The sequence below is a fragment of the Clostridium culturomicium genome (genome assembly GCF_000821305.1).
GTDB classification, from domain to species: Bacteria; Bacillota; Clostridia; order Clostridiales; family Clostridiaceae; genus Clostridium_J; species Clostridium_J culturomicium.
This window is the reverse complement of the sequence record NZ_CCXK01000013.1, coordinates 94,920-111,014: the sequence shown is the minus strand read 5'-3', so window position 1 is coordinate 111,014 and position 16,095 is coordinate 94,920. Positions and strand designations below refer to the sequence as shown.

Sequence of the window (16,095 nt, the reverse complement as noted above, 5' to 3'; positions counted from 1 at the left end):
AATACATAAAAGGGATAAATGAGAACTTCTCATTTATCCCTTTCTTTTATAATAATCTAATCCCATTTGTTTATTACAACAACTAATCCTCTGTTGACTTCTTCATTACATATTAATCTTTTTTTATAATATGCTAATCATCTTTGGTTTTCTATTTTCAAATTCACAGTAGTGGTTTAATCCAGCTTCCAACAGCAGCTCCTTGCCCTCTTTGAAGTGCTGTCCAAGGCTGAATCTATTGTGTGAATCACTACCAATAGTAACTATCTCCCCGCCAAGCTCCTTATATTCCTTGATGTGATTAAAATCTGGAAACTGTTTTCCGTAAGGCTGTCTGAAGCCCGATACATTTATCTCAATCCCCACACTTTTATCCACCGCAACTTTAAGCATTTCAAATATAATCTCATTATATTTACTCATATCCACCTTAATATTAAAGTTGCCTTCAATATATCTAAGAGGATAGGTTATATGCCCGATAACATCGAACTTTCCCCACTTTACCATTTCATAATATTCTTCATAATACTTTGTCAGTAATTCCTCAAGTCTATGCTGAAAATCAGGCTTACCCATAAAGTAAAAGTCCTTCTCTCCCTTTACATTATGCATTGACCCTATAATAAAGTCGCAAGGAAACCCCCTTAAAATTCTTTCAGATAACTGCTGGTTTTGAAGAGGCTGCCCCAGCTCAATGCCAACCCTTAATTTAAGCTTATCTCCATAAATTTCACTGGCCTCTCTGGTTTCCTCATGAGACTTAATGATGCTTCTTTCCATGACTTCATCACAATCATTAATGTCCAAGTGGTCCGTAATACAAAAGCCCTGAATTTCATTTTTAACAGCCCATTCACAAAGCTCCTTAACGCTGTCTTTGGCATCAAAGGAATTATTTGAATGAACGTGACTATCAAATATGTAATTATTCAAATCCATTCTCCTTTTCCTTAAAAAATGTCACACTCAATGTTCTTGTCCTATTTAACTTATTTCTTTTCTTTGGTTATCTAATTTATATATCTTTACTACTCATCAATCTCTAAGCAGTTTTTCTTCTCTATTGTAACATATAATTCTTGTCCAATATCATATAATCTAAAACTTCTAAATAAAACCTCACCCTTAAGCTTCATTCCATTATCTGCTTCAAGGGTATATCTTAATACATTTCCATGGGAGATGCTATCCGTAACCTTAGTTTTAAAGGTCACCACCTGACGCTCCTCATTTGAAGGCTTCTCCGTTGAAATTTCAATTACCTCTGGTCTTATGGCAATAAACTTAGATTTAAAGTTATTATTCGTTAATTTATTAAAGTCCTGACCTTCAACAATATTGTAGTTCCCCATAAATCTTGCTGCAAAGTAAGTCTTAGGATGGGTATACATTTCCACTGGAGTTCCGAACTGCTCAATCTTACCATTGTTAAATAAGTATACTCTATCAGACATTACCATGGCTTCATCTTGGTCATGGGTAACAAAGATTGTTGTGATGCCCAGCTCCTTAACAATTCTTCTTATTTGAGCTTGAAGCTTTTTTCTAAGAAGAGCATCAATGGCACTTAAAGGTTCATCCAGAAGTAAAACCTTTGGCTGTGTAATGATGGCTCTGGCTAAAGCAACTCTCTGCTGCTGTCCACCAGATAACTGTCTTGGGTACTGATTCTCTTTACCCTCAAGCCCAACTATTTCTATCATCTTCTTAGTTTTCTCTTCAATCTCCTTTTTGTCCACCTTCATAACCTTAAGACCAAAGCCGATATTCTCTTTAACCGTCATGTTCGGGAAAAGGCTGTACTTTTGAAACACCATTCCCATCTGTCTCTTTGCTGCCTCAAGGTGGGTAATATCCTTTCCATCAAGCAGAATAGTTCCTTTTGTTGCTTCCTCAAGTCCTGATAAGCATCTTAAAAGAGTACTCTTTCCACAGCCTGATGGACCAAGAAGAGTTATAAGCTCTCCCTTGTTTATACTAAGCTCCATATTTTTTAAAACTTCATTCTCACCGTAAAACTTTGATATTCCTTTAAACTCTATATATGACATAGCTTGCCTCCTATTTTCCTTCTGTAGAAATAATTTTTAACCCTTAATTTATACTGTCACTTAAATCACTTATTCCTCTTCCAACTCAACAACCTCACTTTTGTTTTTTAAGTGAACATCCATATCTTTGATTTGGACAATGGAAGTTAAGTGAGAATCTAAATCTTTGATTTAGTCACTCGAACTTACCTATCAGAGCACTCCTTCGAATGAATATGAGAAGGAGCTTCCTTCTTCTTAATTAAGAATACTAGTAAAGAAATACCTAAGGTGCATAAGAATAATACCATGATGGTTGCACTGGAAAGCTGCCCTGACTGGAATAATTTCTTTTGAAGATAAACCTGAGCAGTTCCATAATGACTTCCTGCTAAAGTATTTACAATGGCAAAGTCACCAAAGATCATTGCCATAGAAAGCATGGCTGAAACTGTAATCCCAGGAAGAATGTTTGGTACTATAATTCTAAAGAAAGCATAGAGCTTTGAAACTCCAAGAACCTGTGCCGCTTCAATAAGACTTATGGCATCCACTCCTGTTAAGCTGTTTCTGATTCCCTGATACATGTAAGGCAGGGTTATGATGCAATAAGCCCCAGTAAGGAGCAGAATTCTATTAGAAAGAATGGAACCTGAACCTACGTACAAGGAAATTATACTAGTTGAAAGGATAATTCCCTGAAGTGCATAAGGTATCATACATAAAAGCTGAATGTATTTTTCAAGCTTAGGATTATGAACCACAATAACATACATAGCCAAAAGAATTATGGCACCAGTAATTAAAATTGGCAGAATACTAATTAAAAGTGTTCTGCCTAAGGATTGAATAAACACCCCATCAGAAAACAGCTGTACATAGTATTTTAAAGTAAAGCCCTTTGGTAATATGTTATTCCACTCTGTGAAGATGGAGTAAAAGAATGTTAGGACTAAAGGTAATATTAAATATAAGCTTATTAGAACTATAATACTTGGAGCTCCAATTCTTATCTTTTTCTTTTCTTTCATTAGCTTAAACATCCTTTCTTAATTTGCTAGTCACAATATTGTTTATCCAGAAGGCTAAAGCCATCAGAAGTAATAAAATCACCGATAAAGCTGATCCAAGTCCAACTCTTTGAGTAAGGTCTCCCACAAACATCTCTGAAATTCTTATTGGAAGCAGTGATGCATTTCCAGATAACAGAGCATAAGCTGTGGCAAAGGCAACTAAAGAGTTTGCAAATAGAACGCTGAAGGTAGACAGAAGGCTTGGCATTAAAATTGGTAAGCCCACATATCTCCAGTATTGAAAGCTGTTTGCCTTTAACAGCTTTGCGGCCTCCCTATACTCCTCTCTCAGAGCATTGAAGGATGGTATTAATAATAGGGTTGCCAAAGGAATTTGGAAGTAGATATATATTAGAGTTAATCCTTGATTAGAATATAAATCAAAATTAGCAATACTCTCTATTCCAAAGGCCTTAGCTAAAATAACAAGAACTCCTGTCTTCCCTAAAAGGATGATAAACGCAAAGGCAAGGGGCACCCCTGCAAAGTTTGAAGTCATGTTAAGTATAGCCATGAAAACACGCTTTAGGTTTGATTCAGTTCCATGAACCGCCTTTGCACCAATGAAGGCAACAAAGATTCCCACCAAAGCTGACACCACTGAAATTACTATACTGTTAATTATGGCCTGTCTGTAAAAAGGCTTCACCGCAACATTTATATAGTTTTCTAATGTAAACCCAGCTCCGCTATCAGATAAAAAGCTTTTTGTAACCACTGAAGCCAAAGGTAATAATTCAAATAGTAAAACAAGTATTAAAAAGGGGATTAAAGCAAATAAGTATGATTTAAATTTTATCTTCTTCAAAAATATATCCTCCAACTTCTTCAAGGCTCTTCATTTTTTTTGATTTGCTCATTCCAAGCAATCTGCAGATTAAAGGTGCAACATAAAGCTGTGAAATCTCACAGTCTGTGAACTCACCTTTTTTAATTTTATGACTCTCAGTTGTAAACATATATAAAGGTACAAGCCTTTGAATTTCTGTGTTCCCACCATGGAGCTTCTTCTCATTCATGCCATGGTCTGAAGTAACAATGACGTTATAGCCCTCTGCAAGCCACTTTGGTAAATAGTTGCTAAGGATAATGTCTGCAGTTGCTATTGCATCTGCGTATTTATCACTGTGACTTCCAAACTTATGTCCGGCATCATCAATATTCATGGAATGTATCAGTAAAAACTCTGGGTCACAGTAATTTCTTAAAAATTCTCCATCTGCAAACAAATGACTGTCAGGGTAATGGTCCACATGATAAAAGATTCCGCTGCCAATATTCCTGTCTGTGTTTAGCTGAATCCTGTGCTCAAGGGAATTGTGGGGCCCTAGGTTATATAACTCACTAACCCAGTGATAAGCTGCTGCTGCAGTTTTCATCCCCATTTCCTTACATAAGGAGAAAATATTCTCCTCCTTTGACCTTCTTCTAACAGTGTTATTCACAATGAGATGTTCCGAAGCTGGAAGACCTGTAAAAAGAGTTTCATACATTGGCCTTGACATGGATGGCAGCTCTCCCTTTATCTTAAGCTTTATTCCTTTTTCACTTTCAATCAGATGCTCTAAGTACCCTAAATTCTCCTTCGCGCCCTCATAGGTACAGCCATCTAACAGCACAAATATAGTTTTACTCATTTACACGTCTCCTTTTATAGCACAAGGAGTTGATAATAATCCCTTATGCTGTTTAATCAATATCTTTTATTTCTATATTTTATATATCTCCTATATGATTATCTATGTGAATACTTAATTTATGAAACTAAATATTTTCTATTAAACCTTCTATTTTGCATAGAACAGAACATTTTCCTGCCAGTCACTACCGATGTTTTTAGTAGACTCTTCCCAAGCCTTTGTATCTTGTACAGTTCTTATATTAGCATACTCTGAGTTATCGATCATCTTAGCCTTTACCTCTTCTGGTAACACAACATTTTCACGGATTGGCTTTGCAAAACCTTTTGCAAGATTAATTTGACCTTCATCACTTAAAATGTACTCTCTTGAAAGAGCTGCTGCATAAGGCTGCTTTGCATAAGCATTGATAATAGTTGCATATCCTGCACTTATTGAAGCTTCCTTTGGTATATGAACTTCAAAGTTCATCTTTGGATTGTTTGAAGTTATTTGATCTTTATATCCTAAAGCATTAAAGTCCCATAAAAGAGCAACATCAACCTCACCTTTTTCTAATCTTGAAAGATTTAGCTCTCCCTTATCAAGTCTGCCCTCTTCAGCTAGCTTCTTGTAGAAGTCATAGGCTGGCTGTAGGTTTGACTCATCTCCACCGAAGGCAATAGCTGTTGCCAACACAGCATTTTGAGCTTGGCTAGCTTTTGTAACATCTCCCACAGAAACAATGTAATCTCCATTTAAAAGATCCTCGAAGGATCTTGGCGCCTTCTCAACATTATTAGTGTTTGTTAATATGGAAATTGTTCCGTAATATCCAACAACCCAGTCACCATCATCGTCCTTTGCCCAATCTGGAATGTCATCCCAATAGCTTGTCTTATATGGTATTGTAAGTCCTTTTTCCTCTGCGATAGGACCAAAGGTCATTCCAACATCACCAATATCCTTTGTGGCATTATCCTTTTCTGCTTCAAATAGTGCAAGTTCCTCTGCAGAACTCATATCAACGTCTGAATGTTTAATTCCATAAGTTTCTTCTATCTCTTTCCAAGTCTCAATCCAGTTTGCCCAAGAATCAGGCATTCCTGCGGAGTTAACAACTCCGTCCTCTTTTGCTTTAGCCATGATGTCTTCCACTGACATGCTGTTTAAATCAAGGTCAACCTTTCCTCCAGCAACGTTTTTGTTTCCACATCCCACAAAGCTCATTCCCATAACTGTAACCATAGCAAGTGATAATAGTACTTTAATAGAATTTTTCTTCATACAATAATCTCTCCTTAAATCTAATTAATTTATGACCCTTAAATTTCAGTATTTTCTGTTTACAAGTAAGATTATAAATTTCCATTGTTAAGAGAGTATTAAGCACATGTAAAAACTTGAGGTTAAAACAAAGCTTTATTTTAAATTTTGTGGTTTTAATGTGGCTTTTTATTATTTTTATGTTGTATTTTCATAATAAATAAGAAGTAACCTTCTCATTTATTAGAAGATTACTTCTTATTTGAAACTAATTATGTATATATACTTAACTATTATTTTCTAGGATTTTCAAAAGACACTGGTGTTGGGTTAGGTGCCTCATGATCAGGTCCAGGTGAAGATAAATCAAAGTATATTTTTGAATCTTCAGTAACTCCAAAATCCTTATTAGAGCCTGAGTTCTGAACCTTATTTAAAGCCTCTCTAAACAACGCATTATGTGCTTCTTCTCTGTTTAATAAGAAATCTATTGTAGCTCTTACTTCCTTATCATCAATTTGTCTGTACAGATATTCATAAACAACCTTTGCTCTTTGTTCTGATGCTATATTAGATAGCAAGTCTGCAACTAAGTCTCCAGTAACAGTTACATAATCTGCGGTCCATGGAGCCCCTGAAGAATTAATTAATACTGGAGATAAACCACATTGCACATGGGTTTGAATCTCACCACTAGTAACTGCTGAATTATTTACATCATGACCATTCAATAAGTTAATAGTTTGTGCAACCATTTCCATATGGCTTAACTCTTCTGCAGCAATATCTAAGAATAGGTCTTTAATCTCTTGATTCTTGATTCTAAAACTTTGTGACATATACTGCATTGCAGCCTTACATTCACCGTTACCTCCACCTAATTGTTCTTGCATTAATACTGCATATTGTGGATTTGGCTTTTCAACCTTAACCTCATGTAATAATTTTTTCTCATGTTTAAACACCAATAATTCCTCCTTTGTTTTATACGTTATTTACTCCTAATTTAGTATAAACTTAATTTCATTTAAAAATACGGTCTAAAGCAACCTTTATTATTCAACCTAGAATTAATCAGTGAATTTAGCTATTAAACACAACAAAATTTACCATGTTCCCATTGCTTCTGAACATCAGTTCGTGTATAATTATTTAACAAATATGTATTACAGGAGTGATTTTTATGGCTTTAACATTTACTAAAAGAAAAGAGGAAATCTATAACTTTATAGTAGAATACAGAGATGAATATGGATTTCCCCCTTCCGTAAGAGAAATTGGCGATAAGGTTAATATAAAATCCACTTCCACTGTACATCAACATTTACACTCCTTAGAAAGACTAGGCTACATAAAGATCTTTAAAGCAGTGCCAAGGGGCATTCAGGTCCTTGAAAGACCTAAAGATAAATAAAAAGAGGAGCATACGCTCCTTCCTAAAACATTTTAATGTTTAAACAACTACAAACCTTGAAATTCCTAAATGATTAACCATAGCCTTAAAGCTTTTAACATGAAATATTTATTATCCTCTCTGATTTTACATATTACGGATCTTTCCAATCCTAAAGTCGGACCCATAAGGCTATAAACTTTATAAAAATTATGGAAAATTCAAATTAACTTTAATATATAAAGTTATAACTAATCAACGTCCCATTGTTGAAATGGAAGACTTTACTTTCTCTCTGTGAAGCATAATAAATACTAAAATAAGCATTAAAGGTGCAAAGCCTACTGCTTTCCCCTCAAAATATCTGATTAGTAAATCACCTACTACGCCTCCACAAATAAACATAAAAATAATACTAAAATACACTATGGCACTTTCTAAAGCCTCAACCTCTTTTGTTATTGCAAAATTAGAAAGCCTTTCAGCAGCATTTTTTACATTTCCTGTAAACATAGTAGAGGAATAGCTTAGCTTATTTACCTTTCGAAAGGTCTGAACCTGTAACCCACAACTATAGGATACAAGAATATTAGCAAACAAATTATAAGTTCCTAAGGGAATCACCATTACCAGAAGCAAAATTACAATTTCAATTATTATAGCAGCTTGCTCCCATCTTATATAATTTCTCCCCTTCCATTGATGCTCCAGTAGCTCTGCCACAGCTACTCCTAGCATAAAAAACACAATTGGAAAAGCATAATAAACAACTTTTTTAAGATTTCCCTCTGCTATATTATGTCCAAGGAGTACCAGATTCCCCGTTTGAGTGTTAGCAAAGACCTTTCCCCTACACAAATAGGTGTATATATCCAATAAGCCTCCAACTAAGGCCATTATTAAAGCTGTAAGTAAGGATTCTGCCAAGCTGTTGTATTTAAATATCTTTGAAAACATTTCTTCACCATTCCATTTTTATTTTAGAATACCCTTAAATGAAAAAATGATACAGATTATGTAATCCCCTTTGTCTAAAACTTACATTGTTAACTCTTATTTGCTACTGTTACCTATAGATATCTCAATTAGATCCTCTCTTAATAAATATTTTATGAAAACATAAAAAAAGCCTGCAGTTCTCACTACAGGCTATAAATTCTAAAATTATCTTCTATTATTTTGTTGTTTTCTTGCTCTTCTGCAATCTGCACATCTTGTAGGCTCGTTATCGAATCCTTTTTCTTTATAGAACTCTTGCTCTCCTACTGTAAATACAAACTCGCTTCCGCAATCTCTACATGTTATTGTTTTATCTGTCATAATAATTCCTCCTGAACTTAAGATCTAAACTGGATATAATATTTTCTAATTCACGAGAAACTATTTATCTAATTGAACTTAATTCTTTAATTTATTTGTTAGCATCTTTGCTACTCATTTATAATAACACGTATTTCACCAAGATGCAACACTTTTTCTAAAATTTATAAATTATTTTTAAATTTTCCAATCAAACCTCAATTTAAAATTAACAAATTCAACGACAAATTTCGAGAAATCTTAATCCAAATTCATCAACTTCATAGGTTTTCTAACAAGATTCATAAAGATAAATCTTGCCTCTCCCCTCAAGATTATTTTCAAAATTATACTGATGAGCAAATACAGGAATTTTTATAGTAATTATTTAACCTCACTCTGTGAATATTGATTATTGTTTAACAATTGTTGTTGCAATAAGAAAATAATAGTGATATAATTAGTATATCGACCAAATATGACAATATTTTCCATGAATAAGTGTCAGTATTTGCATCCAGCGAGACTTAAATTTAAAGTCTTAAGCTAGTGTGTTGATGTTTTTTATCTGCACTATTTAAATGGAAAAATCACATTGAATTAACTTTCAATGTGGTTTTTAATTTTGTCATAGTTTAAATAAGTTAGTGCTGATGAAATAAAAAATGATTAACTGATGAAGCTATAACAAAAACTAAATTCAGATGTACTTTTAAGAAGAATATAATTTCCTTTAATTGTATTAAACTAAATCCCTACTAATCATATAAATAAGGAAGTGTTACTATTATAAAGAAAGCAATTTCAAATTTAAACAGTCGTAAAATAATAAAAATTATCTCTGTATTAAGTTGTATAATTCTAGTGACAATTATTTTCTTTACATTATTAGACAATTATAGAGAAAAAAACAAACCCTATTCAGTTAGGTTAATTGATATTATAGATAAGGATGAAGAGGCTAAGTTAAGCAGAAAAAACCTGAACTTTTTTGAAAAAGAGATAAATAAGGAAATAGAAAAATATTTAAACTCAAAAGATAACAGCTTTAAACTTAAACAATGCTACTATGCTTTAGGTGCAATTAAATTCTTAGAAAATGAAAATTCTCAATCAATAGATTACATGAAAAAAGCCTTGGAATATGGAACTTTCGATAAAACTAATATGAAAACCCTAGAACTTGATATAAGGATATATAGTGCTCTTTCAAGTAACTGTATTTCACAAAAAAAATTAGAAGAATCAGAGCTATTTTTCACACAAGCAAAGTCACTTGCTTTGAAAAACAATCAAAAACACCTATTGTGTGAGTTATATTACGGTAAAGCAAAATCCATAGTTTCTTCAGGCTATAACATTAATGAAGCTATTGATTTATTGAGGAAATCCTTAGAATATACAGATTTAGAGAGTCATCAAGTAAGAAATTATTTATATCTCTCTACTCTATATAAGTTAATTGAAGATTTTGATTTAGCCTTAGAATACATAATAAATGCCTTGGAAATATCTATGAATTTAAACGATACTGTGCTTATTAATAAATGCATAATTAACCTGGGTGAAAATTATTATGTTCAAAAGAATTATTCAAAAACCATATATATCTATGAAAGTTATTTTACAGAAAATAAATTACAAGATGTTCAAAACAAACTAACTGTATACGGATATCTTGCTGAATGCTATTCCAAAGAAGGTGACTATTCTAACTATAAAAAATACAAGGATAATTATTTGGAATTAGCAAAGGAAATAAATGATATTAGGAGCATGGTGTGGATATATGCAGTTTGTGCAGAAGCAGAAATGGAGTTTTTAAACTTAGATACTGCTAAGGAGTACTTAAATAAAGCTCAGCTCCTTCATAGTGAAAACATAGATACTATGTATCCCAATATCGATATAATGCTGGACTTTGTAAAAAATAAAATAAATTATTTCGAGACTAAAGATTACAATACAACCTTAAATAATTATGGGATTTTGCTAAAAAAACTAAACCTTCGAGGAATTAAATCCGATATAAACAGCGTAATTATAGATGAAGTATTAAATATATCACTTCAAAATGATGATTTTAAAACCTTTAAACAATGTATACAAGTCTCAAATCCTTTCAATAAAAAGCACTCCTCACAAACCTATACCGATAGTATTTATTCAGGCTTAAACAACATTATTAAGGAAAGAGAGTTAATTAAATCAAAGATGAGAACCACAATTCTTTTTATCCTTACTTTGCTTAGCATCGGTGCAGTTATAAATAGCAACATTAAAAATAAAAAGATAAAAAAACTTAATACTCAGCTTAAGGAATTAAGTATTCTTGACCCCTTAACCAGACTTTATAACAGAGGCTATTTAAATGAAAAATTTATAGATATTCAAAAGAATAAAGAACACATAAGTTTTATGATGATAGATATAGATTTCTTTAAACTATACAATGATAATTATGGTCACATTAAAGGAGACCAGGTGTTAATTGAAGTTGCCAGAATTATAAGCTATGTATTTAAGGATGACTTGGTGTTTAGATACGGTGGAGAAGAGTTTTCAGTAATCTCCAATAAAACCCAAGAGGAAGTCATTAAACATTTAGAAGAATTGAACTTAAAGCTGTATAGTGAAAATATAATTCATGAATACTCTAAGGTAAGTGATAGAATAACCTTAAGCATTGGGCTTGCATCAAAACAAATACAAACAGAAGATGATTTACTAGAGCTCACAAACCTAGCAGATGAAAATCTGTATAAATCAAAAAAAGCAGGCAGAAATAGGTATACCTACTAATTTAATAAACCAAGTAGTTACTAAAAAATTAATATAACACTAAAGTAGTATGATACATTTAAAGCCATAAAAAAGGCCACCCTCACCCTAAGAAATCATTTTCTAAGGTGGCGGTGGCTTAAATTTAATATTTAACTCTGAAAGCAGCTTATAATACCTTCTCCAAATCTATAACTACCCTTATTTTAAGGCCATTCTCTAAGGAAATTTCACTTATCTCAACACCTTTAAAGTTATCCTTATATATGATTACATTCCCCTTATTGAAGCCCACATTTAAAGCTCCATTGTCTGGGAACCAGTCTTCAATAAAGTTATCTAAGGCAATGTTCACTATCCATTTAGCAATCTTTAAATCTAGAAATCTTACCTCTTCAATATTGATAACTAAATCCTTGGTTTCATTTAGGATGGGTTTAATCTTAACCTCTATAGGTGTGATGATAGTATTTGTAACCTTATAATCCACCTTAATATTTAAAATCCCCTCTTCAGACTTTATATTAAGATTTTCCATCTTATCATTTTTAGTTTCTTTCAAAAAGTAATCTAAGCCACTAACTATAGTCTCATCAGACGCAAAAAACTCTCCCTTAAAGCCAACTGGATTATCAATTATTTCAATATTATTTGCTTTTAACCCTGCTATAGCTTCAAGAAACTTTAATATGCTTTCCTTATCTTCAACTTCAGCACCGGCTTCTTTATCTATGTCCTGTCCTTCAAGTGTATCCTTGTTTGCAACTTCCTTATTATAAAAGTTAACTCCCATTACACCTAAACCTAAAACCATTATTCCAGCAACAATTCCTAATATAATCTTCTTATTCATTTCTCTCTCCTACTATTTATCATACTTTAATTATACAATTTTTCCGATAAGTTAACTTAACAGGTAAAATTACATAAAAAAGCTGAGTATGCACTCAGCTCATAGAAGCATTATCTTTCCACTTCAACTATATTGCAGAAAATCTCAACAACTCGTGGATCAAACTGTTTTCCAGCACAGCTTTTCAATTCTAAAACAGCTTCTTCGAAAGTCATGACCTTTCTATAACTCCTTCTATTAATCATGGCATCATATGCATCAACAACAGCTACAATCCTTGATATTAATGGAATCTCCTCACCCTTTAAACCTAGGGGATATCCAGTGCCATCCCACCTCTCATGGTGTGTAAGAATTTCCCTTGCAACATAACTAAGCTCCGGTAGTATAAGTGCCATTCTATAGCCCTTTTCTGTGTGAGTTTTCATAATCTCCAGCTCATCCTCATCTAATCTTCCAGGCTTTAATAATAGCTCTTCTGAAATTCCTATTTTTCCAATATCATGAAGCCTTCCTACTAAAACTAATTTTTCTATGCTCTCTTCATTTAAATTCATAATACGGCCAACTCTTTCACAATACTGTGCTACTCTTTCTGTATGCTCCTTAGTTTCAAGGTTTTTCTTTTGAAGACTTTGATTTAAGCTCTCTATAGTTGAAATGCTAATGGCCTTACTGCTTAAAGTTTTCTGCTTATAAGCCTCTACTTCTGCATTAGCAAGTACATTATCAATATTATCGTTTTTATTCATAATAGAATGCCCAAGGGCTATGGTTAGATTAAAATTCTTATAAAGCTTCCCACTGAACTCCTTTTTTATTGCATCAATCAACTCTCTGCATAATTCAGGAGAGGCTTTCGGTATGATAATGCAAAACTCATCACCAGACCACCTTACGGGAATTCCCACCCCATCGCAGCATTGCTTTAAACAATTAGCAATCTCAATAAGAAATTTATCTCCGTCATTGTGACCTAAAATGTCATTTACCAGTTTTAATCCATTAACATCTCCAAAAATTATTCCGATAGATTGCTCCTCTTCAGCTTTCAGCTCTTCTATTTTTTTGTAAAAATAAAATCTATTATAAAGCCCTGTTAATGAATCTGTGTAACTTAGGTAGGTTAATCTTTCTGCCTCTAACTTATACTCTGTCATATCACGAACAACCCCCACCAAGCCAACCACCTTATTATTTTTATTAAATACAGGAGTCTTAATGGTTTGAAAAATCTTATACCCCTGGTTTTCGTCGATAAACACCTTCTCTTCAATATGAAGTGTCTCCTTAGATGCTAAAACAATCTTGTCATGCTCATAACAAGTCTCAACAAACTCTCTTTCTAAAGGCAGTTCTAAATCATTTTTACCTATAATCTCACTTACCCCTTTTGCTTTATAAAATTCTTCACAAGCCTTATTTAATCCTACATATCTTAAGTTCTCATCCTTATAAAAAATAAGGGAAGGAACATTGTCAATTATAGTTTTTAACATCATATATTCATTAGATTTTTCAATCCCGAATACCTCTAAAATTGTTCCAACGTAAAGTTCCTCATTATTTTCCTTTATAGGACTTACCTCATACTTGTAAATCTTCTCCTTAAAAATAAATATATCTTTACTGTTGTCTTTCCAACCTTTAAAGTTTTCTAACAGCAGTTTATATTCGTCCTCTTTTTCCATATACTCCAAAACCATATCCAAATCTAAAGTGTTATCTATATTAAAACAGCTTTTAAAGCTGCCATTTAAAAATATAACTTTATTATCTTTATCCATAATCCATATGGGATTATTCATCTTCTCAAAAATTCGTCTCATATCTTGAAGCATCCTTATAAGCTACCTCCGTTTCTAACTCTACTCTTTTATAATAGCAAAACTCAAATACCTCTTTTATTATTATCCATTACAAATTAGTATGTTCTTTACTTATTATCACTTCCCCCATTTATCTAGATTATGTGTCGCCAATAAGAAAGTATATCATATTGCATTTATAAAATCCCATCGAACATTATATTGGATGAAATTACATAAAAACATCATAATTCTCACTATTAAAAAAGGCCTCATAAGCTTTTCACTTATAAGACCTCTATAATAAATCCGCAGATATATTAACCTTTGATTGTTCTTTGAATTGCAAGAGCAGTCCACTTTAAAAATTAAGTAAAACTACTTATTAATATCTGTTTGCTTGAACCCCGTATACCTCTTGATCGTAAGTAAAGCCTTCAAACTGTAGCTGATCTATTAAATCATCACGAGAGAAAGATGCTTATTTTCTTACTATTCTTATTATTCTTATTCATATCTTTGCTTTTCATTTGAAACTATGTTATACTTAACTCAATTGAAGATAAAAAGAACCGTCTTAAAAGAAGGGCTTTTGGTATTGCGCTTATCGCGCTATATGAAGAGCCCTTCTTTTTTATTATAGGCTAGAGAAAATATTTACTATTTTTGTAATCATAACCCAAATAATCAATATTAAGTTAAAATCAACCAATGGGAACATCTTAAAATAACCAGACTTTTACCTTAAACCTATTCGTAAATCGAGTTTAATATTGATTAAATAAAGTAACTGGAGAAAAACAACACCATTACTTAAAGAAAGGGTAGGTAAACTGTGATAATTAGTAATAAATAGCCTCACTTTTATCGATTGTTTTTTGCAGCGCAAGACGTTGCAATTAAGCATATATTATAAGACTATTAGGAGGAAACAAAATGGAAAACATTAATGTTCAAAAACGTGATTTTAATTTAAAGGCAAAAAAGATGAGACGACTAGGAATAATTCCAGGAAGTGTATCCGGTAAATCTTTTCCTGATTCAATCTCAATTCAAATGGATGAAACTACTGCACGTAAACTGGTTCGACTGAAACGTGAAGGTAGTAAACTTATGCTGAATATTGAAGGCCAAACAATACCAGTGCAAATTAAGGAAAAATCCTTAGATGCAGTTAATAATGATATTTTACACATCAGCTTCCAAGCCTTAGTGGCAGACGAAAAAGTAAACAGTATAATTCACCTTATTCTTGTTAATGAGGATAAAGTCAAAGGGGTACTAGATCAAATGCAGTTTGAAATCCCATATGCTTCTTTACCTGAAGATATGATTGATACAATAACTATTGACCTTGATGGAATGGCGGAAGGTACTATTCTCACTGTTGGAGAAATTCCTGAGCTTAAGAGTGACAAAATTGAGTTGCTTGTCGATCCAGAAAGTATAGTATTGCGTACAAGTGCTAGAAAGCACTATGTTCCGGTTCCTGAAGCAAATTAAGCAAAAATAAATAACGCAGAATTATAGAAAGAGCCTTTACGGTTGTGCACTTTTGTGTAAATACCGTAAAAGCTCTTTTCTGCTTTTTAGTAGTGTATTTTTAATATATTGTTTTAAGATGTTACCAGAACAATTGAAAGAGTATCTGGGTATAAAAAAAGTCTGTAGTTTTCACTACAGACTATAAATTCTAAAATTATCTTCTATTATTTTGTTGTTTTCTTGCTCTTCTGCAATCTGCACATCTTGTAGGCTCGTTATCGAATCCTTTTTCTTTGTAGAACTCTTGCTCTCCTACTGTAAATACAAACTCGCTTCCGCAATCTCTACATGTTATTGTTTTATCTGTCATAATAATTCCTCCTGAACTTAAGGTCTAAACTGGATATAATATTTTCTAATTCACGAGAAACTATTTATCTAATTGAACTTAAATCTTTAATTTATTTGTTAGCATCTTTGCTACT

15 protein-coding genes are annotated in these 16,095 nt (G+C 32.6%); 3 read left to right on the top strand and 12 right to left on the bottom strand.

Annotation, left to right across the window (positions count from 1 at the left end):
- Positions 1-123: 123 nt before the first annotated feature.
- The 7 genes from BN1075_RS02465 to BN1075_RS02435 form a co-directional block, all read right to left on the bottom strand.
- Positions 124-936: a histidinol-phosphatase HisJ family protein gene (locus BN1075_RS02465; RefSeq protein WP_052406350.1), complete on the bottom strand. Its 813-nt coding sequence runs from the start codon at positions 934-936 to the stop codon at positions 124-126.
- A 95-nt stretch (positions 937-1,031) separates the two neighbouring features.
- The gene (locus tag BN1075_RS02460) at positions 1,032-2,054 is read right to left on the bottom strand and encodes an ABC transporter ATP-binding protein (protein ID WP_040191456.1); all 1,023 of its coding nucleotides are present in this window, start codon (positions 2,052-2,054) and stop codon (positions 1,032-1,034) included.
- A 185-nt stretch (positions 2,055-2,239) separates the two neighbouring features.
- The gene (locus tag BN1075_RS02455; protein ID WP_042386844.1) at positions 2,240-3,064 is read right to left on the bottom strand and encodes an ABC transporter permease; all 825 of its coding nucleotides are present in this window, start codon (positions 3,062-3,064) and stop codon (positions 2,240-2,242) included.
- 4 nt (positions 3,065-3,068) lie between these two features.
- Entirely contained in the window at positions 3,069-3,914 is an 846-nt protein-coding gene (locus BN1075_RS02450; RefSeq protein WP_328286179.1) for an ABC transporter permease, read from the bottom strand.
- A complete protein-coding gene (locus BN1075_RS02445) occupies positions 3,895-4,743 on the bottom strand; it encodes an alkaline phosphatase family protein (protein ID WP_040191455.1) in 849 nt (282 codons plus the stop codon). Before BN1075_RS02445 ends, BN1075_RS02450 begins: the two co-directional genes overlap by 20 nt.
- A gap of 150 nt (positions 4,744-4,893) precedes the next feature.
- Positions 4,894-6,012 carry an ABC transporter substrate-binding protein gene (locus BN1075_RS02440; protein ID WP_040191454.1) on the bottom strand — a complete coding sequence of 373 codons (1,119 nt, stop codon included), beginning with the start codon at positions 6,010-6,012 and terminating at the stop codon, positions 4,894-4,896.
- 272 nt (positions 6,013-6,284) lie between these two features.
- Positions 6,285-6,956: a manganese catalase family protein gene (locus tag BN1075_RS02435; RefSeq protein ID WP_040191453.1), complete on the bottom strand. Its 672-nt coding sequence runs from the start codon at positions 6,954-6,956 to the stop codon at positions 6,285-6,287.
- 218 nt (positions 6,957-7,174) lie between these two features.
- Between BN1075_RS02435 and BN1075_RS02430 the strand changes: the two genes are divergently transcribed.
- On the top strand, positions 7,175-7,405 hold the full coding sequence (locus BN1075_RS02430; RefSeq protein ID WP_040191452.1) for a LexA family protein: 231 nt from the start codon (positions 7,175-7,177) through the stop codon (positions 7,403-7,405).
- A 234-nt stretch (positions 7,406-7,639) separates the two neighbouring features.
- Here BN1075_RS02430 and BN1075_RS02425 read toward each other — a convergent pair whose 3' ends face one another.
- Both BN1075_RS02425 and BN1075_RS02420 read right to left on the bottom strand, forming a co-directional pair.
- Positions 7,640-8,341 carry a YoaK family protein gene (locus BN1075_RS02425; protein WP_040191451.1) on the bottom strand — a complete coding sequence of 234 codons (702 nt, stop codon included), beginning with the start codon at positions 8,339-8,341 and terminating at the stop codon, positions 7,640-7,642.
- A gap of 207 nt (positions 8,342-8,548) precedes the next feature.
- Positions 8,549-8,704: a zinc-ribbon domain-containing protein gene (locus BN1075_RS02420; RefSeq protein WP_040191445.1), complete on the bottom strand. Its 156-nt coding sequence runs from the start codon at positions 8,702-8,704 to the stop codon at positions 8,549-8,551.
- A gap of 843 nt (positions 8,705-9,547) precedes the next feature.
- On the opposite strand from BN1075_RS02420, the gene BN1075_RS20540 reads away from it, so the two are divergent.
- A complete protein-coding gene (locus tag BN1075_RS20540; protein ID WP_052406349.1) occupies positions 9,548-11,485 on the top strand; it encodes a tetratricopeptide repeat-containing diguanylate cyclase in 1,938 nt (645 codons plus the stop codon).
- A 148-nt stretch (positions 11,486-11,633) separates the two neighbouring features.
- Here BN1075_RS20540 and BN1075_RS02410 read toward each other — a convergent pair whose 3' ends face one another.
- Together BN1075_RS02410 and BN1075_RS02405 are read right to left on the bottom strand one after the other, a co-directional pair.
- On the bottom strand, positions 11,634-12,317 hold the full coding sequence (locus BN1075_RS02410; RefSeq protein WP_040191449.1) for a hypothetical protein: 684 nt from the start codon (positions 12,315-12,317) through the stop codon (positions 11,634-11,636).
- 110 nt (positions 12,318-12,427) lie between these two features.
- A complete protein-coding gene (locus BN1075_RS02405; RefSeq protein ID WP_197072257.1) occupies positions 12,428-14,146 on the bottom strand; it encodes a sensor domain-containing diguanylate cyclase/phosphohydrolase in 1,719 nt (572 codons plus the stop codon).
- Positions 14,147-15,061: 915 nt separating this feature from the next.
- Between BN1075_RS02405 and BN1075_RS02400 the strand changes: the two genes are divergently transcribed.
- Positions 15,062-15,628: a 5S rRNA E-loop-binding protein gene (locus BN1075_RS02400; RefSeq protein ID WP_040191447.1), complete on the top strand. Its 567-nt coding sequence runs from the start codon at positions 15,062-15,064 to the stop codon at positions 15,626-15,628.
- A gap of 196 nt (positions 15,629-15,824) precedes the next feature.
- On the opposite strand, the gene BN1075_RS02395 is transcribed toward BN1075_RS02400, so the two are convergent.
- Positions 15,825-15,980, bottom strand: coding sequence for a zinc-ribbon domain-containing protein (locus BN1075_RS02395; protein ID WP_040191445.1), 156 nt, complete (start codon positions 15,978-15,980; stop codon positions 15,825-15,827).
- Between the last annotated feature and the right edge of the window lie 115 nt (positions 15,981-16,095).